The organism is Bacillus sp. AY18-3 (assembly GCF_008042305.1).
Classification (GTDB): Bacteria; Bacillota; Bacilli; order Bacillales; family Bacillaceae_G; genus Bacillus_A; species Bacillus_A wiedmannii.
This window is the reverse complement of record NZ_QKQR01000038.1, coordinates 102,983-120,412: the sequence shown is the minus strand read 5'-3', so window position 1 is coordinate 120,412 and position 17,430 is coordinate 102,983. Positions and strand designations below refer to the sequence as shown.

The window sequence follows — 17,430 nt, the reverse complement described above, 5'->3', positions numbered from 1 at the left end:
TTTTGATAAACTTTTACAAATTATTTATCTGATAATCTGTAGACTGTATTCTTTCAGCAGAACTGAAACAATTATTATCAAAAGTTAATTTATACACGTCAGGCATATGAAGGGTTTTCCAAAACTGAAAATCATATTTCGAATCAAAATAATTCATTAGTAATACCATAATATTCCCATGAGTACCTATTACAATATTCTTACCTTTATATTTTTTTAATATACTTTGCATACATATTACAGCACGTCTTTGCGCTACATCATTTGATTCTCCGCCTTCGTATGCAAAAGTCCAGTCTTCCCATACCTTCTGAAGAGCATCATGAAAATCCTGTACTGGTTCTTTACTTAATAGCCTTTCCCGTAAATCTTCTTCCAGTTGTATTGATAAATTATATGTATTCGCAATTCCTTGCACAGTTTGCATTGCCCTTTTGTACGGACTAGAAATCACAACATCAATATGTTTATCTTTTAATAAGCGTGTTACATGCTGCGTATCTAACAAACCTTTTTCAGATAAAGGCCGTTCCCGTTCTTCTTTTGTATATGTAGAGTGGGCATGGCGAACGAAATATATTGTCGTCATTCATTCATCCCCCTTTTCTGTTTCTATCCAAATTCAATACATTACCATCAAATCCCTTTACCTTTATAATAAGTGCTGTCAAATTTGAATGTTGATTTTCATATTAATAAAAGGGAAACACCTCTATGGTATTTCCCTCATTTAAAATAGACTACATTCAATTAAATACTTTATCAATTTTATTTCTGTCGTATTCTAATATCCAATCATTATATGTATGATAAATATCTCTAATTGTATTAGGAGAGGTAGCTAATACATCACAACCCCTATCATCATAAACGTGAAATATAGTATTCTTGTTAATATTTATGAAATACACCCTATGAAAAATACGCGGTTTTATTCCCATATCTTGATTACAAATTGCTTTTAGCATAGGAATGTATTTCAAGTCTGAAACTTTACATTTCAAAGTATATCTATGGGTTTTATATACCCCGTCTTCATCGTCTTCTGGAAAAATATAAGGGATTGTATTTTTCTGTAACTTAAACAAATCGGACTTCTCTTTTACATACTTAGAAAAGATATTCAATTTGTGTTTGAAAATTTCACCGTCTGCATAGTCATTTACATCCACTACGATATAAATATCATCTTCTGTTGCATGTAAAGACTGAAATAAAGTAATCGCTCTATTATAAACGCCTTCTAAATATGGGCAGTTTTCATAAATGTTATTGCAATCATAGTTCGCACCTAATCTAAAGCGAATACCAATATCCCCATTATAAAATAGAGGTGGTCTAAGTTCTAAATTTGGAAACATTTCAAGCATATACTCATTCAACCTCATCTCAACCCCTACCTTTAATAGCACCTTGTTTACATAATAAAATTATTCTATTATAATTTATTTTTGAATTCCTCACTTGTTATAATGTCTCGAATAAAATAATCTACATTATTTCTCAGCTTTTGATATGCAACTTGATCTTCTATATCGTTAAACATAATGACAACTTCTACTTTATTCCCTTTCTTATCTGTAGTATACAAGCTTTTTGTCAATACGAATGCGGTAGAACCACCTTTTTGACCAGCATATTCGAACTTACTATTTTTAACTGTTCCTTTAAAAATGTTCTCGATTTCTTCTTGCATTGATTTTGGAAAATAATTTCTACTATTTATTTTTTCCATTATACTCATATAATCTTTAGCGTTTGCACTCACTAATCGATCTGACCAAATTCGCTGAAATTCCATATCTACCTTTAATGGAATATCCCGTTTTTTCCATTCTTCTTCATCTTTCATCCATTCATGAATTTGTAACACATGTTTATTATACTCATCCTTTGACATGTTACGTATCATTTCTAATGATTGATTTTCTGGCTCATGAAGCTCTTTTTCTACATACCCTCTCATATATAGTGAAGCAGTATACGAAGAGAATTTGTCATGACTAGTAAGCTCTAATTCTTTTATACTTTCATTTACCCTTTCTATTCCAAGCTTATCTAACAAATATGTTGTATTTGCATTAGAACTATAATGAATCATCCCTTTAGCTACTTCTTCTAAAGCAATCTGTCCATTTTTCACTAACTCTCTCGCTTTGGCATCTTCTAACCAGTCAGGATGCGCTCCACCATCAGTGTTTTTAACGTAATATTTTTCTAACTCCTGCAATGAAATTTGTTCATCCCGACTTATTTTTCCTTCTGACACTTGCTTAGCAAATTCAACGGCTATAACGATTTTTGCCATACTCGCTAATGGCAATTTTACATCTTCATTTATAGATGTTAATACTTCCCCATTTTTCCTAATTAGTAATGAACATGTTTTATCACCTTTATGCTCTTTTATGTACTGTAATACGTAATTAGGATCTTCTTTTGACAAATAGTACTTCATAATAAAAAAGAAAGCTATAACGGCTACTATAATGACTCCTGCAATAATTCCTATAATCTTCAATATGTTCACAATATGCCCCCTCTAGAAATTCCCTTCTATATAATAATTATAACGAATTGAATTACAAAATTAAACAAAACAGAGTAACTCTTCCTAAAATAGAAAGAGTTACTCTATTTCACATGATGTTATGTGTCCATTTAACGTAACAATTATATTTGAGTCGTGACTTTCTTTAACGCTATTTAGTCGATTTGAGTTAGGAGGACCAATGACAACCGACTCCTTAATTGGCGAAAGGTCCTTTCCTAATTTTTCTGCACTTACACCGTATGCAGCTTGAAATACTTCTGGCGGAGTTAATCTAAGTATGTCTGATCCTTCTGCTGTTTCAAACTGATCGTTATTGAAGAACAAATGTAATTGTACTTCTTCTGTTACCGCTGTAATCCAATGCCACCATCCCATTGGAATAAAGACAGTTTGCCCCGCTTTTACATGATAATTTTGCAATTGATTCGTTTCCGGATTTAAAATGGATGTAACTGCTTCTCCTGATACTACAACATCTAATTCCCACGCATTCGGATGCCAATGTGGTTCCCGCATGTGCCCTTTTGTCATAAATAAATCGACAAACGCTCCACCGATCATTGCTGGTAACTGCGTTGACGTAACTTCATAGGCAACGTTTTTCTCATCTCTTTTAAAAAAGATGTTTTTTCTCGAATCAAAGAAAAGGTTTGGAGTTCCTGAACTTTTCTTTAAATTTTTATTATCTGGAACATAACCTGAACTACTCATTTTATCCCTCTTTTCCACTCCGAACATTTCTAGTTTCACACTGTATCGTATGGAAAAAATGTATGAATGTGCCTATCATTCACATAACAAAAAAACATGCCTTCATAAGGAGAGCATGTTTTGTGATATTCTTCACATTATTTAGTTAAAAAATAAATTTTTTACTTACCATGATGTAACATTAAATCACTAAGTTCTTCTTCAATGTGATTTAATTTCGCAACGCCTTCTTTCCATTTATGAATATAACGTGAAACCCCAACGATAAATAAAATGATAATTGTGGAAAGAATAATACCATACACGATTGTTACAGTACTCATAGTTACACTTCCTTATAATTAGTAATGTGGTTATTAGTTATATTTTTATTATAAACCTTTTTCTCTTATAATACTTCGATTTCAACTTTTTGTAACAAAATTGATTTTTCTAATATTTCATTCGTAAAAATGGCATATTTTTCACAAATTATACAAAACTTCACCATATGTACTATTACCATATGAGTTATATTATTTAATAGGAAAAAGGGGATGATATACTATGACGACTTGGTTTATTGTTATGTTAGTTGTATTTGGGGCATTTAAAATTATCGTTTCGAGCCTTCCTAACACTGTTATTGAATCCATTATTAGCAAGTACGAAACACATCCGCAACTTGAAGAAGAGAATGCGACTGTTACAATCAATGGAAATAACTTAGAAGGCGAACAAAAATCCAAAATTATTCATGATTTTAACGAAGGCTTATTTTTAGATCGCTATTATGCACCGCCACACAATGAGGGTACGCCTTTAATTATCAATGCAAAACGTGGCAAAAAAGATTTTACATTTTATATTTATAGTCATGAAGAGCATGTTGATGTTGTAAAGCAACATAAAAAGAAGGTCGTTGCTTATAGTTTACGCTCTAAAAACCTTCAAAATAATGATATGTTCGTGTCAGCTGATTTAGCTTAATACCCATATATAAAAGGAATCCATGACATATGGATTCCTTTTTACTATTCACTGAAAAATAAGTTCTGTCTTCAAACTATCTTTCGGTAACAGCCATCCTTTTTGATCTAAGCTCTGTATTAATAATTCTCTTTGTTCTTTTGCAATACTTTCCTCTTTTGTTTTAAACGATACTTCTATTACGAAATCATCTTCTATTTTCCCTGTATTACTTAGTGGCCAAACTTCAATATTCGTTTTAATATTTTCAAATTCAGCTGTATACCGTTTCATTAATACAGGACCGTAAATACGAGAATTGTTGAGCATTTCTTCTCCCCAATTCGTATACAACCATTTGTTCATTTTCCCTGGCAACTTTTCTATTAACATGTTTTGAGCATCTCGTTCGTTTGGTAAATCAAGTACTCCATACCCTTTAGCACTGTAGCTTTTCTTATTTGAAATACTTAACGTTTTCTTCTCAAATCCCCAATCTATTTCTGCCTCATAGTTATCAGTTTTACTATCAAATCCATCCTTTTTAGCCACTTCTAGTGCATCTTGAATTACACCATTTTGAATGGGATATCTTTTTTTATATGTTAGCTCAAAATCTTTACTAAATTCTTTCTTTCGAATTCTCGCAAACCAACCTTCATTACTTAAATTTTTATTTGCCGTATCTAAAAATTGCACTTGTATTCTTTCATAATTTGTACCAGCCTTGAAATATTCTAGTACCTCTTGATTTATCTCTTTGTTATAACCTAATACTTGTTCTGGTTTTAATAATAATTTCACTTCAAAACTAGGTGTCATCGGACTGGCAGCAAACCCTTCCTTAACGTTATAAAGGAAACAACAAAAGAAAATGCTTACGAATACAAATACTTTTTTCATATACCTATCCCCTTTACATTTCAAATGACTTCTATACGTTCCATAGTAAGTGAATGTACATTTTCATACCCTGCCGTGCTAAGCTTTTTCTGTAATCGATCCGTATCCTCTTTCAAAGCGTGTACTAACACCGTATGTTCTGGTAATAGTGTATTTAACATTGCCTTAACGTCACTTATACTTTGATGAACTTTATAAGGAACTCGCTTCACCCTACATTCTTTATTTACACGTTCTTTCATAACCTTTTCTGCAAAACTCCCTTTAGCAATATGTCCTGTAAATATAATGGAATTTCGTTCTTCATATCGCAGTTGTTCATAATATAACTGCGCTCGTTTCGTTTGCATATTCGCATCACTCATTACAACTATTCCATAACTATTTTGCGTACCGATGTCATGATCCATAGCGATTATGTTTCTTTTTAAACTCTCCATAAGCCCTTCAAGTTCTTCATTATTTTTGAGCCAATCTTTATATGCGAACATCTCCTCAAATCCATGCAAAATTTCTTGATCTACTATAATGGGAAGTTCTTTATATTTTTTATACAAATACAATACGATATCTTGCGCCCTACCAAGCGGTGGCAACGGTAGTAATGCTATTCCTTTCTTTTGCGCAACTCCCTCAATTTCTGTACATAGTTCGTTTACTCGTTCATGTTGCGAAACATCATCAGTATGATAAGCTGCATCAACAATTGCGACTTTTATATCAGCGCGCAAATTCTCAGGTAAATTAGCTCGTAGTATGTTAGACTCTGCTGAGTAATCGCCAGAATAAAATACATATGTATGACTCATGTCCACTAAAAACCAAACAGCCCCCAATACATGCCCACTATACCCCCATTGAAAACGCAATGTAGGTGTAATCTGTATCCATTCATTCGGATTACTAATTTCATCAATATATACATAATTTAAATCTTTAACATTTTGGTCGTTATAAGGTACATTCCATCCTTGCGTCAAATTATAGTTTCTCCATTTTTCATAATAAGCGGGAAGTTGCTCCTTCGTATAACGAGTCGTCCAAATTTTTTTCTTATATCCATACTTCGCTAATAATGGTAAACCCATCGTATGATCTTCATGAATATGTGACAAAAATACTGCATCTAAAAATGGTATAACTTTCCTCTCTATTCTCGGATAACTATCTTCATATGATCGATTAATACCACAATCAAACAATATTTTCGTCTCTTTATTTTTTACGAAGTAGCAGGAACGACCATATTCCCCCGCTCCTCCCCATACTTCTATCCTCATCATGCTACCCCTTTTCGTTTTTGCTCCATATGTTGCAGAAGTAATAAACATATTGTTGTAAGTCCAACTGAAACGACAGCCATTGCCATGCCAATAGATACTTCTCCTTGTTCAAATTGAGCAAAAATAAATGTTGCTGAAGTTTCTACTGATGGAGGCAGTACGAGAAGGGATGCTACTAACTCTCTTATCGAGATTGTAAATGTCATCGCCCACCCAGCAAGAATGCCCGGGATCATAAGAGGTAATATTATTTTTCTAAAAATATAAATATAATTTCCAGAAAAAATACTTCCTGCCTGTACTAGAGAATCATCAATTTGCACGAGCGATGCTTTTACATATTGCACCGTATAAGGTAAAAAAAGAACAACGTACGTTACGATAACCATGACTGGCGTATTGTAAATTGACATGGGCATATAGGGTGAATTCCAAAATAAAATAAGCCCTACAACCATCACGATTCCTGGTACCATATTCGGTAACATACCGCACATATCAAGCCATTTTTCAGAAGATTTTTTCCCCTTTCGAATCATAAGCGCCAAAAACACTCCAATAGTAGCAGCAATAATCGCTGTTATAAGTGAAAAAAGAAAACTGTTCCATAAAGCCTCTAATCCTGGAGATCCAATTGTAAACAATGCTTCATAATGGCTCGTTGTAAAGTTGTTTATATGTAAGCCACCGCCTCTTAATTTTGATAATGAAGCGATCATTATAGAAAAATACGGGATTCCAATTGATACGATTAATAAACCAATTACATAGCCCCATGCTACAATGCGTGTAAATATAGACAAAGTATACCTTTTAGACTTAACACCTTTTCCACTAACCATTGCATATGAATACTTTCGATTCAATACATTTTGCATATACCAAATGAGCATACACGCACTAAGTAATAAAGAAGATAATGCTGTTGCACTACTAAAATCAATCGGCCAACTCGAAATAAATTTATGAATCTCTGATGTTAACACATGAAATCCTATTCTTCGTCCGAATGTAGCCGGTGTTCCAAATTCAGCGATCGTCTTTACGAAAATTAGTAAAGCACCCATTACATAACTTGATACTAATAGCGGCAATATTATTTTTCGTAAACGATAGAAAAAGTTTCCACCATGAACTGCTGCCGCTTCTTCTTTACTACTTCCAATTTGAAGTAACGTGTTTTTCAACATGAAGTAAAGAAATGGGAATAAATGCAGACTCATAATTAAAACCATACCACCTAAACTAAAAAACGAAGATGAAATCGTCTTTAGCATCGGAAAAAAATGTTCGAAATAGCCGTTCGGTTGCATGAACAAAATCCAGCCCATCGATCCAATATACGGCGGAGTCATAAATGGAATCATAAAAATAATATCCAATTTACTATACTTTCCAACATCTGTTTTGCTCATAATGAACGCCAATGGAAATGCAAATACGGTTGCTCCTATTACTACGAGTACACCTAGAAGCATCGAGTTTAGAAAAATCCCAGCTAATCCACCACTCTGCATCACTTCAAAAGGCTTTAAAAAATTCCAACTACTATTTTCATATACGCTAGAAAATAAAATGAGGAAAAGCGGAATGACGATTAACATCGCCACAAGTAATAACGCTACCGTCATTCCAACTTGTCTTACTGATACGAATCGATTTACCATGTAATCACCATCTTATTGAAATACTTTCTTAAATTGTTTTCCTATTTCATCTTGTTCTTTCTCAACTGTTTTCCAATCAATATTTAATACCGGAATCTCTTCTACATTCGGTCTATTTTCTGCTTTTATATCTGTTCTGCCTGGTAATAAATACGCTTTAGCAACTTGTTTTTGCACATCATCTGATAATAAATAATCAATAAACTCTTTTGCACCTTCTACATTTTTACTATCCTTCATAATACCTGCTGCACGTGGACTAATAACTGTTCCGCTTTTTGGATACACAATATCAACCGGTTCACCCTTTGCTTTTGCACTGTACGTCATATAATCAACACCAGCAATGACCATGTCTTTCGCACCTGTTACTACTGGATCTAACGCTTCTTGATTTGCCCCTGCTACTGTAACTTCATTTTTCTTAAGCTGTTCAAATAAATTCCAACCATCTTTTCCATTCTTTTTCACATATCCTGTTACAAAGTCTAAAGCTGAACCTGAAAGTGCTGGATCTGGAAGATTCACTTTTCCTTTCCATTCCGCTTTCGTTATATCACTCCAATCTTCCGGCGCTGTCTTCACATTTTTTGTGTTATACACAATTCCTAACGCTGAAGCACTATATCCGAAATAATTTCCTTTATCGTCCGACCATTCAGAACGAAGCTTATCAGCTTGTTTCGCTTCTTTATAAGCTAACGTTTGCCCATCCTTTTTTAATCCTTCCATCGCTGGTAATGATGCAAGTACGACTACATCAACGACTGGATTTTTCTTTTCAGCTTCCATTCTCGCTAAAATCTTACCTGTTGTTCCTTGAAACATTTCTACTTTTATACCTGTTTTCTTTTCAAAGTCCTTTTGAATCTTTTCTGCTAATCCTTTTGGTCCTGCACTATATACAACAATTTTCTTTTCATTCGTATTTTTACTTTTTGCATCTGCATTACCTGTCTTTGAACTACACCCTGTTACTACAGCAGAAAATAATAACGTACATACAAATAAAGACTTAAGCGAACTGAATCTCTTCATACGATTCTCCCCCTATATGATGAATACATTTTTTTGGCACATATAACGATACTGGTTTACCGATGCTTAATTTACTATTGTGATAAACTGTCCATATTCCAAGTGCACCCATGTTTACTTTCATTTCATACCGTTCTCCTACATATGTAACGTGCTGAATTTCACCTGTATACATTTCGCAAACTTCATTTTTCGTCCAGCTCACATGCTCTGGACGAATCATTTGTTTACCCTCTACAAGCCAATTTGCCTTACCAACAAATTTTGCAACAAATTCATGAGATGGCTTCACATAAATGTCTTCTGGTGTTCCTTTTTGTAATACTTCTCCTTGTTTCATGACAATAATTTGATCTGACATTGACATTGCTTCTGTTTGATCGTGCGTGACATACAATGCCGTTAAACCAATTGAATGAACGATGTCCATAAGCTCTAATCGCATTTCTTCTCGCAAAATTGCATCGAGTGCACTCAGCGGTTCATCAAACAAAATAAAATGCGGTTTTGTTACAATTGCTCGAGCAAATGCGACACGTTGCTGCTGTCCACCAGAGAGTTCATGCGGATATCTTTTCTCCATCCCTTGCAAGCGAACTCTCTTTATTGCATCTTCTACTTTTTCCCGCAATTGATTCGTTTGCTTTGTAGCTCTTAAACCAAATGCAACATTTTCAAACACTGTCATATGCGGCCATAAAGCAAAATCTTGAAATACCATACCGATATTACGTTCATGAGGAGATGTTTTTATTTTTTTTGCACCAGAATACATGCACTTATCCCCAAAATATATTTCACCTTTATCTGGCTCTTCAAGTCCTGCAATCATTCTAAGTAAAGTCGTTTTCCCGCATCCCGAAGGTCCTAAAAGTGTGGTGAATTCGCCTTGTTTCATAACAATTTGTAATGGTTTCAACGCCTGTGTTTTTCCAAAGTTCTTTTCTAATCCATGAATTTTAATATCCATCGTATCACCTCTCTCCCCTTACTCTTAACCTGCTTTCATTCTATATGGAAGATTTATACTGAATGTTAATGTACTGTAAAGATTAAATTAAAAAACTTCTAATAAACTATTTATTTCTATAGATTTTTTCTATAGTTAGAAGAAAAAGGGGTAACTTGCCGTGAATCTCTTAAAATTAGAAATTGTAGTGCTCATTAAGAAATATAAAAAACTTACGATTGTTGCAGAAAAACTTGGTGTGAAACAACCTACTATTACATTCCATATAAAAAGCTTAGAAGAGGAGCTTGGTGTACCTTTATTTGAATTACGTTCTGGAAGATATTTCTTAACGGAGGCTGGTGAGGCACTTCATCATTATGCTTGTAAAATAGATGCACTGATGAAAGAAGCTAGACGGGTCACGCAAGAATTTAAAGATTTTCATAAAGGTGCTATAACAATTGGTGCTAGTTATGTACCAGCGACTTATCTTTTACCAGAAATGATTCATCAATTTCAATGCGAATTTCCAAATATAAAAATAACACTTATGGTAAAAACAGCTCCTGAAATTCGGACGATGCTTCAAAATCATGAAATTGACCTCGGGGTAATTTCTGCAGCACCGTTTGATGAATCCCTTTTAAAACAGACGAATGTAATGCCTGATACACTTGTTCTTGCTTTCTCCAAAGAACATCATTTTTCAAAAAAAGAAAATGTATCATTACAAGATATCGAGAGGGAACGTATATTATTGCATCGTAATCCATCTACAACGAGAGATTTACTTACACAATGGACGTTAGCACATAACATTACGTTCCAATCTGAAATTGAATTAGATTCATTAGAAACGATGAAACAAATTTTAAAATACGGTAATGGAATTGCTTTTATTTCTAAACTCGCTATCGAACAAGAAATACAACGACATGAACTATGCTACATACCTATCCCTGGATTTGAATTTCAACGTAACATTTATACGATTCATCATGAGGACAGATGGAATTCTAAAATTATTTCTTTTTTACTACATAGCATCACTTCTTATGCCGCAAAAAATTAAAAGGCTGTCGTTATGCACGACAGCCTTTCAAACTATAACTCTATTTATTTTTCTTCGCTTCAACTTTTGCCTGCGCCTCTTCAGCCTTATCTAATGCTTCTGAAACTTTCTTCTCTTTTTCTTTCACGTCATCTATACTATCGACCGCTTTAATGAGTTTATCGATTCCTTCTTCTTCTACTTTTCTCCGCTTTGCCACTCTTTCATTTACTTTCTTTTCCACATCTTTTGCTTTTTGAAGCATATCCTCTGCATTTGATGTCACAGCTTTTTCAAGTGCATCGTCTTTTTTCTTTTGTAATACCTCATTTGCAATATCTTTCGTCTCTAAATACTTACCATCTTTTAATGATGTAGCTCCGCGCTCCAATAACTGAGCGACTTCTTTATATGCCTTCGCTTCATTTCCTGTTTTCTCTTTTTCCGCTTTTTCAAACCACATCGTTGCATCACTATATTTTTCATCTTTCAATGATTGCATACCTGTATCAATATACGTGCCATAATTACTACATCCAGCCATTACGACTAACAGAAAAAGCATAACAAAACTTAATTTTTTCATGATGTTTTCTCCTTTTCTTTGTCTGCTCACTATACTGTAACATACATGAAAAAGAGTTTCAAAAACTAAAATACTAATTTGGTCATTTTCATGATGATAAGTCAAATTTTTATTATTTTCTTATTTTTAAGCAGACATATCTACTTGTTTTTTCGCCATATGTTGCTTTACTCCAACTAATACAACTAACAATAACCCCCCGCCTATCGTCATCATAACAATGCTAGTTGGCAACATATCTAATAATAATCCATATACAATCATACCGAGTGGCGCGATTGCAGTAGCAATTGTTTCAAGTAGGCCAAACACACGCCCTAAGTAGCTCGGATCTGTCGTTTTTTGCATATGTACTTGCATCGGAATATTTACAATCATAATTGCTATACCCGTTAACATCATAAAAGCAATATAATAAATAAAACTTGCCCCTTTTGAAATGGTAACTACCAATGGGAAGACTGTACATAAACTTAAACCCGCAAATAAAAACAGCCCAGTATAAATAGAACGAAACGGATTATTCACTTCTTTACGCACCGATAAAGCAATCGCACCCATTAGCATCCCGACTGCTAACATTCCCTCTACAGTACCGAGTTGCTTTGAAGATAGATGCAATGTATGGACGATAATATATGGAAGTGCTACGGTTAGCCCACACGCAAAAAAGTTTACCCACAATGCTATTTTCATTAAACCATATATTTCATGCTGTCGTTTTACATATGAAAATCCTTCTTTTATACTCGTCAAGAAACGCTCTTTACTCTCAGCCACTTCTTTTTTGTATAAATCAAATACAATAAATAATTGCAAAATAACTGCTAAAAAGAACGTAATACTATTTAACAAAAAGAACGACTTAATGGAAAAGAAACCAAATACAACTCCACCAATAATCGGCCCTAAAATATTTGATAAAGAAGCTGCCGTTTGATTTAAAGCACTCGCTTTTTGAATACGCCCCGCATCTACTAAATTAGGAATAGACGAAGTTAATGCAACAGAATAAAAACTTGCACAAATTGATAATAATGCCGCTGAAATATAGATAAAAAGAAGTGACGGTCCAAATATAGTAGCAAGAATAAACATAATAAGCATCGTTAAACTACTTAATAAATCAGTGCCAATGACAAGCCATTTTCGATTCACACGATCAGCTACAGCACCTGCAATCGGACCACAGATCATCCTTGGTAGTGATCCGCAAACGAGCGTAATAGCAAACCCCATCCCTGAACCAGTTGTCTTTAATACGTATAACCCCATTGCGAATGTATAAATACCTGCCCCTAATAAAGACGTCATCTTTCCAATCATCATCAAAATAATATTTCTCGTTGCAACTTTCATTCTTGAATCATTTTCTCCTATACTTATATCTCCCATAATGACTTTCTCCCCTTAAAAGTTAAATTGTGTTAAACTTATTATATAATCAACTTTCCAATTTTTACAACAAAAAGTTAAATACAATTTAACTTTTTAATTATAAAGGAGCAATAATATGGCAACTCTCGGTGAAAAAATTAAAGCGTTACGTAAAGAAAAAAAACTTACACAAACAGAACTGGCAGGTTCGGAACTTACAAAAAGTATGCTTAGTCAAATTGAAAATGGAAAAGCTACCCCTTCCATGAAAACATTACAATACATCGCTGAAAAGCTTGAATGTGAAGCGAGTTTTTTATTAGAAGATGATGATGGAGAAATTGTGGAACTCATTACAAAAATGGAGCAACTCATAAAGAAAAACAAATGTGATGAAGTGTACGAGACTTTACTACCTATCGTTCAAAAAGAGCTCCCTTCTACTTTAAATACGGCTCGTATATACAAACAATTCGTAACTGCTGCGGTGATTATGAAAGATTACAACATTGAATCTTACGTAGAAAAAGCTGTTTCTATTTTCGAAAAATATAAGTTATACCGAGACAGTACGGAAACAAAATTAAAATTATCTTTTGCGATATTCACACGTAAAAAGTATGCAGAATGTTTACAACTTATATCTAATATCAGAAATGATTATGAAGAGAAACATTTAGAAATGGATCTTATTATACATATTGATTTATGTTTATATAAAGCCATCATATTACTGGCATGTGGCGATTATGAAAAATGTGAAGAAACGATATTAGAGACACTCACATTTTCAAAAAAACATCAAGTGTATTATAAAACAGATGTATTTTACCGGATTTTATCTTATCAAAAAGTCATTACAGTTGATAAAGAGCGTTATTTATATTACATAAAGAAATCTGAGCAATTTGCCATTTTTACAGAAGATACTCTATCCATTGCGATGACTAATATTTTAAAAGCCTATTACTACAACACGATTACTAATGAATATACAATCGCATTAAAACATCTAGAACAATATCGAGAAAAACTAAAAGATCAGCCCATTTTTCAAGACGACGGATTGTATTATCTTGAAAAAGGAAAATCTTTATACGGATTAAAACGTTACGAAGAAGCTTTAGAAGCATTACAACGTGGCATTATACCGGATTATATGAACCATCCATTGGATCAATCGTGGCTTACAACAGCAGGTGCATATCGTGCACTTTGTTACGTTAAACTGAATGATAAAAAAAGAGCTCTTGAAGAAGCAACAAAAGCAAATAAAATGATACAATCGTATCCGGATTCTATTTTCTCTTCATTTATTAAAGAAACATTACAAATAATACAAAAACTTTAAGAATGTCTCGAAATGGTATATTATTCCTCTTTTTTAGCAAAGATAATAATGATGGGAGGAATATAAATGAATATTCAACGTGCAAAAGAGCTTTCTGTTTCATCTGAACAAGCAAATGTCAGTTTTCAAGGCATGCCTGTTACAATTCAACACGTCGATGAAAGCAACGAAACCGCCCGCATATATGAAGTTAAAAATCCAGACCGCGAATTAACGGTCCCCGTTAATAGCTTAGAGGAAATATAAAAAATGCCGCTTCGATTTTGAAGTGGCATTTTTCTTACTTTCATATAAATTCTCTATACCGCCTTGTTTTACAACAACTGAAAAAATAAGAATCTTCTACTTCTTTTCTTTTTTTAACCTGCTAAAATACAAACTATAAATGAATTATTCGCACTATATATTAAGGGGGAAAGATAATGAAATCTGCTTTAGAAAAAAACAATCATTATTATGCAGTTATATTCACTTCTCATTTATCAAATGATACGACAGATTATAGTACCGTTGCCGACAAAATGGAGGAACTTGCAAAGCAGCAACCTGGATTTTTAGGTGTAGAAAGTGCACGAAATCATTCGGGACTCGGAATCACAATTTCTTATTGGGAATCACTTGCGGCAATTGACAATTGGAAACAGAACGCCTTACATAAAGAAGCGAAAAAAAGAGGTCGTGAGCAATGGTATGAAAACTTCCATCTACGTATATGCCTTGTTGAGAAAGAATTTAAGTTTCATAGAGGTACATTGTAACGATGAAGAAAAAATTAGCTCTCGTTGCTGTTCATGAAATATATGGTGTGAACGACCATATGCATCACGTTACCCACCACTTTACTTCATCCCATACAGATGTATTCTGCCCGAATCTTCTACAATCGCAACATGCATTTCATTATAGTGATGAAGAAAAAGCATATCAACATTTTGTAAATAATATTGGATTTGATGATGGAAAAGAACAAATTAAAGAATTCATCAATACTCTTTCAAGTAATTATACACATATTGGACTTATCGGATTTAGTGTTGGCGCTACCATCTCTTGGCTATGTAGTAACAATCCGAAAATAGATTTTATTATCGGCTGTTACGGTTCCCGTATACGTGACTATATTCATATGAAACCAACATGTGCTACCTTACTTATTTTCCCTGAAAAAGAAGTTAGTTTTTCAATATCCTCTTTAATCCAAACATTGCAGCAACAAAAGAATCCTTTATTAGAAATAATACAACTACACGGTGAACATGGATTTCTAAATCCGTACACTGAAAAATATAGTGAGAACTCTACAAAGCAGGCATACAATGTAATAGATTCATTTCTTGCAAAAACAATCTTATAAAGGAGATTCAAATGACGCTCACATTACTCTTACTTTTTTTCATATTCATTGCATTTATATTAGCGCTAACTATCATTTTTACAACCGTTAAAAAAGGGGAGTTTTTCAAACGCCCCCACTTACAATCTATTATCGTTTGCATTTTATTTTTTACAAATTGGATCTTATATGTAACAACTTTTTATGGTTTACTTCCCGAGAAAATTAGCGAGTTCATATTCCTGCCCATTTGGTTTTTTCTTTGTATTTTAGGATTTATCGTTTTCTGGCGCGAATGGAGAAACAATCGTGTGTTCTCAATATGTATCGGTTTTCTTTCCTTTATTAGTTTTTTATTTGGGTTGTTTTTGTTAGTTCTTTCCGGGATGTAATTGTTGTAAAGAGGATAACATACCTCTTTACAACAATTTTTTTCGTTCCATGACGAAAGGAATTAGTAAATATAAAGCATAAGCAATAACCATCCAAATGGTAAATGATATGATTTGCTGTGAGGAGAATTGTGAGAATAAATTAGAAGAATTATATAAGATGTAAGTATCTAAAATTAAACCGATTGCTGTACCGCATATACCTAACTTAATAACTGCATATTTCGTAGTATCTAGTTTTTTGTATAACCACATTACAAAGTATAAGGCTATAGCTGTGCCTAATTCAAGAAACGTCAATTGTAGAAAAAATTTACTTGAAGTGTATTCTAATAAAACGGAAGAACCGAAAATAATGAAGAATGCTGAGGCAAAAAACCATATACCAATCGAAAATAAAATAGTGAGCCAAAATCTATTATTCACTGACATTACCTCCCTTTTGCAGCACTGAAAACTTTTCCAAGAGCGTATATAAATCACCATATACTTTATCTGTAGAAAAAGATGGATTGAATAATGCTTGCAATGCCAATCCGTCAATTAATGCATTACATAAAATGCTCAATGTTTCAGTTGAAATTTGAGTTGTCATTGTATCTCCTATTTTTTTATTTAACACACCTTTTAATTCTTGATTTTCATAATGTAACAATCCACCAATTTTATCTTTCATCGCATCATTTTGTAATCCACTAGCTACTAATTGAAAAAACAAATGATGATACATTGAATCTTTCACACATCTACTTTCCGCAGACTGTAAAGCCTTCTCTAACTGTACATCCTTTCCTATTTGTTCCCATGACGCTTTACAAAACGATTCAGTTACTTCAAGTAATAATTGATCCTTCGTTTTAAAATGATAATATACGGTACCTTGTGTAACTTCAGCACTTTCTGCAACTGCTTTTAATGTCAACTTTTCCATCCCGTGCTCTGCAATAATTGCTTTTGCCGCTTCTAATAACTTCTTCTTATTAACAACATTCGGTTTTGCCACTTCTACGACCTCCTTTTAAGTTAGTTGTATAACTAACTTAAACTATACAGAAAAATCAGATAAAAGAAAAGGAAGAAAAGCCAACATTCAACTTTTCTTCCTTTTATCTTTACCTTTAGCTTTCACTGTCACTGATTCACAAGGTGTATAATATATTTGAGGTGTCGCCTTATCAACAAACATCATAAACGTAATAAAGCCGATAATAAAGAAAATAAACAACGTTAACAAAATTGCTCCTATCGTTAAAAGTATCATAACACCACCCCTATATTTTTCAT

Annotated in this window: 23 protein-coding genes; 7 read left to right on the top strand and 16 right to left on the bottom strand. The window is 33.4% G+C overall.

All coding sequences use genetic code 11. The annotated features are described in order from the left end of the window. Nucleotides 1-13: 13 nt before the first annotated feature. The 6 genes from DM800_RS26700 to DM800_RS26675 all read right to left on the bottom strand — a co-directional run bounded on the left by DM800_RS26700 (nucleotide 14) and on the right by DM800_RS26675 (nucleotide 3,770). The gene (locus tag DM800_RS26700; protein ID WP_147787988.1) at nucleotides 14-589 is read right to left on the bottom strand and encodes a histidine phosphatase family protein; all 576 of its coding nucleotides are present in this window, start codon (nucleotides 587-589) and stop codon (nucleotides 14-16) included. Between the two features lie 157 nt (nucleotides 590-746). After that, complete coding sequence (locus DM800_RS26695) at nucleotides 747-1,388, bottom strand: DUF3885 domain-containing protein (protein ID WP_147787987.1); 642 nt, start codon at nucleotides 1,386-1,388, stop codon at nucleotides 747-749. Between the two features lie 50 nt (nucleotides 1,389-1,438). After that, a complete protein-coding gene (locus tag DM800_RS26690) occupies nucleotides 1,439-2,530 on the bottom strand; it encodes a serine hydrolase (protein WP_147787986.1) in 1,092 nt (363 codons plus the stop codon). A 99-nt stretch (nucleotides 2,531-2,629) separates the two neighbouring features. Further along, on the bottom strand, nucleotides 2,630-3,265 hold the full coding sequence (locus tag DM800_RS26685; RefSeq protein WP_147787985.1) for a cupin domain-containing protein: 636 nt from the start codon (nucleotides 3,263-3,265) through the stop codon (nucleotides 2,630-2,632). Nucleotides 3,266-3,426: 161 nt separating this feature from the next. Continuing rightward, nucleotides 3,427-3,588, bottom strand: coding sequence for a peptidase (locus DM800_RS26680; protein ID WP_087983163.1), 162 nt, complete (start codon nucleotides 3,586-3,588; stop codon nucleotides 3,427-3,429). Between the two features lie 65 nt (nucleotides 3,589-3,653). After that, nucleotides 3,654-3,770 (bottom strand): multidrug transporter MatE, encoded by a 117-nt coding sequence (locus DM800_RS26675; RefSeq protein ID WP_147787984.1) that lies wholly within the window; start codon nucleotides 3,768-3,770, stop codon nucleotides 3,654-3,656. A gap of 41 nt (nucleotides 3,771-3,811) precedes the next feature. On the opposite strand from DM800_RS26675, the gene DM800_RS26670 reads away from it, so the two are divergent. Further along, the gene (locus DM800_RS26670) at nucleotides 3,812-4,234 is read left to right on the top strand and encodes a YfmQ family protein (RefSeq protein WP_073529983.1); all 423 of its coding nucleotides are present in this window, start codon (nucleotides 3,812-3,814) and stop codon (nucleotides 4,232-4,234) included. A gap of 48 nt (nucleotides 4,235-4,282) precedes the next feature. On the opposite strand, the gene DM800_RS26665 is transcribed toward DM800_RS26670, so the two are convergent. The 5 genes from DM800_RS26665 to DM800_RS26645 are packed head-to-tail and all read right to left on the bottom strand — an operon-like array spanning nucleotide 4,283 to nucleotide 10,074. Continuing rightward, the gene (locus tag DM800_RS26665; RefSeq protein ID WP_147787983.1) at nucleotides 4,283-5,116 is read right to left on the bottom strand and encodes a hypothetical protein; all 834 of its coding nucleotides are present in this window, start codon (nucleotides 5,114-5,116) and stop codon (nucleotides 4,283-4,285) included. A 20-nt stretch (nucleotides 5,117-5,136) separates the two neighbouring features. Next, complete coding sequence (locus DM800_RS26660) at nucleotides 5,137-6,399, bottom strand: MBL fold metallo-hydrolase (protein ID WP_147787982.1); 1,263 nt, start codon at nucleotides 6,397-6,399, stop codon at nucleotides 5,137-5,139. Beyond that, nucleotides 6,396-8,066 (bottom strand): ABC transporter permease, encoded by a 1,671-nt coding sequence (locus DM800_RS26655; RefSeq protein ID WP_147787981.1) that lies wholly within the window; start codon nucleotides 8,064-8,066, stop codon nucleotides 6,396-6,398. The genes DM800_RS26660 and DM800_RS26655 overlap by 4 nt, the downstream gene beginning before the upstream one ends. A 12-nt stretch (nucleotides 8,067-8,078) precedes the next feature. Continuing rightward, a complete protein-coding gene (locus DM800_RS26650; protein WP_088610066.1) occupies nucleotides 8,079-9,104 on the bottom strand; it encodes an ABC transporter substrate-binding protein in 1,026 nt (341 codons plus the stop codon). Beyond that, nucleotides 9,082-10,074: an ABC transporter ATP-binding protein gene (locus DM800_RS26645; RefSeq protein WP_088062929.1), complete on the bottom strand. Its 993-nt coding sequence runs from the start codon at nucleotides 10,072-10,074 to the stop codon at nucleotides 9,082-9,084. The genes DM800_RS26650 and DM800_RS26645 overlap by 23 nt, the downstream gene beginning before the upstream one ends. 160 nt (nucleotides 10,075-10,234) lie before the next feature. On the opposite strand from DM800_RS26645, the gene DM800_RS26640 reads away from it, so the two are divergent. Continuing rightward, nucleotides 10,235-11,128, top strand: a complete 894-nt coding sequence (locus DM800_RS26640) for a LysR family transcriptional regulator (protein ID WP_147787980.1) — start codon at nucleotides 10,235-10,237, stop codon at nucleotides 11,126-11,128. Between the two features lie 40 nt (nucleotides 11,129-11,168). On the opposite strand, the gene DM800_RS26635 is transcribed toward DM800_RS26640, so the two are convergent. Beyond that, nucleotides 11,169-11,693: a COG3014 family protein gene (locus DM800_RS26635; protein WP_088062927.1), complete on the bottom strand. Its 525-nt coding sequence runs from the start codon at nucleotides 11,691-11,693 to the stop codon at nucleotides 11,169-11,171. A gap of 126 nt (nucleotides 11,694-11,819) precedes the next feature. Further along, entirely contained in the window at nucleotides 11,820-13,088 is a 1,269-nt protein-coding gene (locus DM800_RS26630) for an MFS transporter (RefSeq protein ID WP_088062926.1), read from the bottom strand. A gap of 118 nt (nucleotides 13,089-13,206) precedes the next feature. Between DM800_RS26630 and DM800_RS26625 the strand changes: the two genes are divergently transcribed. The 5 genes from DM800_RS26625 (at nucleotide 13,207) to DM800_RS26605 (ending at nucleotide 16,146) form a co-directional block, all read left to right on the top strand. Next, nucleotides 13,207-14,421 carry a helix-turn-helix domain-containing protein gene (locus DM800_RS26625; protein ID WP_147787979.1) on the top strand — a complete coding sequence of 405 codons (1,215 nt, stop codon included), beginning with the start codon at nucleotides 13,207-13,209 and terminating at the stop codon, nucleotides 14,419-14,421. A gap of 66 nt (nucleotides 14,422-14,487) precedes the next feature. Beyond that, a complete protein-coding gene (locus DM800_RS26620) occupies nucleotides 14,488-14,667 on the top strand; it encodes an H-type small acid-soluble spore protein (protein ID WP_087983182.1) in 180 nt (59 codons plus the stop codon). 176 nt (nucleotides 14,668-14,843) lie between these two features. Further along, nucleotides 14,844-15,179 (top strand): antibiotic biosynthesis monooxygenase family protein, encoded by a 336-nt coding sequence (locus DM800_RS26615; RefSeq protein ID WP_088610064.1) that lies wholly within the window; start codon nucleotides 14,844-14,846, stop codon nucleotides 15,177-15,179. Between the two features lie 2 nt (nucleotides 15,180-15,181). After that, nucleotides 15,182-15,775: a dienelactone hydrolase family protein gene (locus DM800_RS26610; protein ID WP_147787978.1), complete on the top strand. Its 594-nt coding sequence runs from the start codon at nucleotides 15,182-15,184 to the stop codon at nucleotides 15,773-15,775. A gap of 11 nt (nucleotides 15,776-15,786) precedes the next feature. Further along, on the top strand, nucleotides 15,787-16,146 hold the full coding sequence (locus tag DM800_RS26605; protein ID WP_106382800.1) for a hypothetical protein: 360 nt from the start codon (nucleotides 15,787-15,789) through the stop codon (nucleotides 16,144-16,146). Nucleotides 16,147-16,173: 27 nt separating this feature from the next. Here DM800_RS26605 and DM800_RS26600 read toward each other — a convergent pair whose 3' ends face one another. The 3 genes from DM800_RS26600 to DM800_RS26590 all read right to left on the bottom strand — a co-directional run bounded on the left by DM800_RS26600 (nucleotide 16,174) and on the right by DM800_RS26590 (nucleotide 17,407). After that, entirely contained in the window at nucleotides 16,174-16,572 is a 399-nt protein-coding gene (locus tag DM800_RS26600; RefSeq protein ID WP_147787977.1) for a DUF5367 family protein, read from the bottom strand. Further along, nucleotides 16,565-17,149, bottom strand: a complete 585-nt coding sequence (locus DM800_RS26595) for a TetR/AcrR family transcriptional regulator (RefSeq protein ID WP_087983192.1) — start codon at nucleotides 17,147-17,149, stop codon at nucleotides 16,565-16,567. The genes DM800_RS26600 and DM800_RS26595 overlap by 8 nt, the downstream gene beginning before the upstream one ends. 87 nt (nucleotides 17,150-17,236) lie before the next feature. Next, nucleotides 17,237-17,407 (bottom strand): DUF3951 domain-containing protein, encoded by a 171-nt coding sequence (locus DM800_RS26590; RefSeq protein ID WP_088062919.1) that lies wholly within the window; start codon nucleotides 17,405-17,407, stop codon nucleotides 17,237-17,239. Between the last annotated feature and the right edge of the window lie 23 nt (nucleotides 17,408-17,430).

Bases quoted from the DNA above. Each gene is read 5' to 3' on its own strand.
- DM800_RS26615 (WP_088610064.1), top strand. From the start codon at position 14,844: ATGAAATCTGCTTTAGAAAAAAACAATCATTATTATGCAGTTATATTC.
- DM800_RS26665 (WP_147787983.1), bottom strand. From the start codon at position 5,116: ATGAAAAAAGTATTTGTATTCGTAAGCATTTTCTTTTGTTGTTTCCTT.
- DM800_RS26660 (WP_147787982.1), bottom strand. From the start codon at position 6,399: ATGATGAGGATAGAAGTATGGGGAGGAGCGGGGGAATATGGTCGTTCC.
- DM800_RS26645 (WP_088062929.1), bottom strand. From the start codon at position 10,074: ATGGATATTAAAATTCATGGATTAGAAAAGAACTTTGGAAAAACACAG.
- DM800_RS26625 (WP_147787979.1), top strand. From the start codon at position 13,207: ATGGCAACTCTCGGTGAAAAAATTAAAGCGTTACGTAAAGAAAAAAAA.
- DM800_RS26605 (WP_106382800.1), top strand. From the start codon at position 15,787: ATGACGCTCACATTACTCTTACTTTTTTTCATATTCATTGCATTTATA.
- DM800_RS26630 (WP_088062926.1), bottom strand. From the start codon at position 13,088: ATGGGAGATATAAGTATAGGAGAAAATGATTCAAGAATGAAAGTTGCA.
- DM800_RS26620 (WP_087983182.1), top strand. From the start codon at position 14,488: ATGAATATTCAACGTGCAAAAGAGCTTTCTGTTTCATCTGAACAAGCA.
- DM800_RS26670 (WP_073529983.1), top strand. From the start codon at position 3,812: ATGACGACTTGGTTTATTGTTATGTTAGTTGTATTTGGGGCATTTAAA.
- DM800_RS26680 (WP_087983163.1), bottom strand. From the start codon at position 3,588: ATGAGTACTGTAACAATCGTGTATGGTATTATTCTTTCCACAATTATC.
- DM800_RS26650 (WP_088610066.1), bottom strand. From the start codon at position 9,104: ATGAAGAGATTCAGTTCGCTTAAGTCTTTATTTGTATGTACGTTATTA.
- DM800_RS26675 (WP_147787984.1), bottom strand. From the start codon at position 3,770: ATGGTAATAGTACATATGGTGAAGTTTTGTATAATTTGTGAAAAATAT.
- DM800_RS26655 (WP_147787981.1), bottom strand. From the start codon at position 8,066: ATGGTAAATCGATTCGTATCAGTAAGACAAGTTGGAATGACGGTAGCG.
- DM800_RS26635 (WP_088062927.1), bottom strand. From the start codon at position 11,693: ATGAAAAAATTAAGTTTTGTTATGCTTTTTCTGTTAGTCGTAATGGCT.
- DM800_RS26685 (WP_147787985.1), bottom strand. From the start codon at position 3,265: ATGAGTAGTTCAGGTTATGTTCCAGATAATAAAAATTTAAAGAAAAGT.
- DM800_RS26610 (WP_147787978.1), top strand. From the start codon at position 15,182: ATGAAGAAAAAATTAGCTCTCGTTGCTGTTCATGAAATATATGGTGTG.
- DM800_RS26695 (WP_147787987.1), bottom strand. From the start codon at position 1,388: ATGAGGTTGAATGAGTATATGCTTGAAATGTTTCCAAATTTAGAACTT.
- DM800_RS26700 (WP_147787988.1), bottom strand. From the start codon at position 589: ATGACGACAATATATTTCGTTCGCCATGCCCACTCTACATATACAAAA.
- DM800_RS26590 (WP_088062919.1), bottom strand. From the start codon at position 17,407: ATGATACTTTTAACGATAGGAGCAATTTTGTTAACGTTGTTTATTTTC.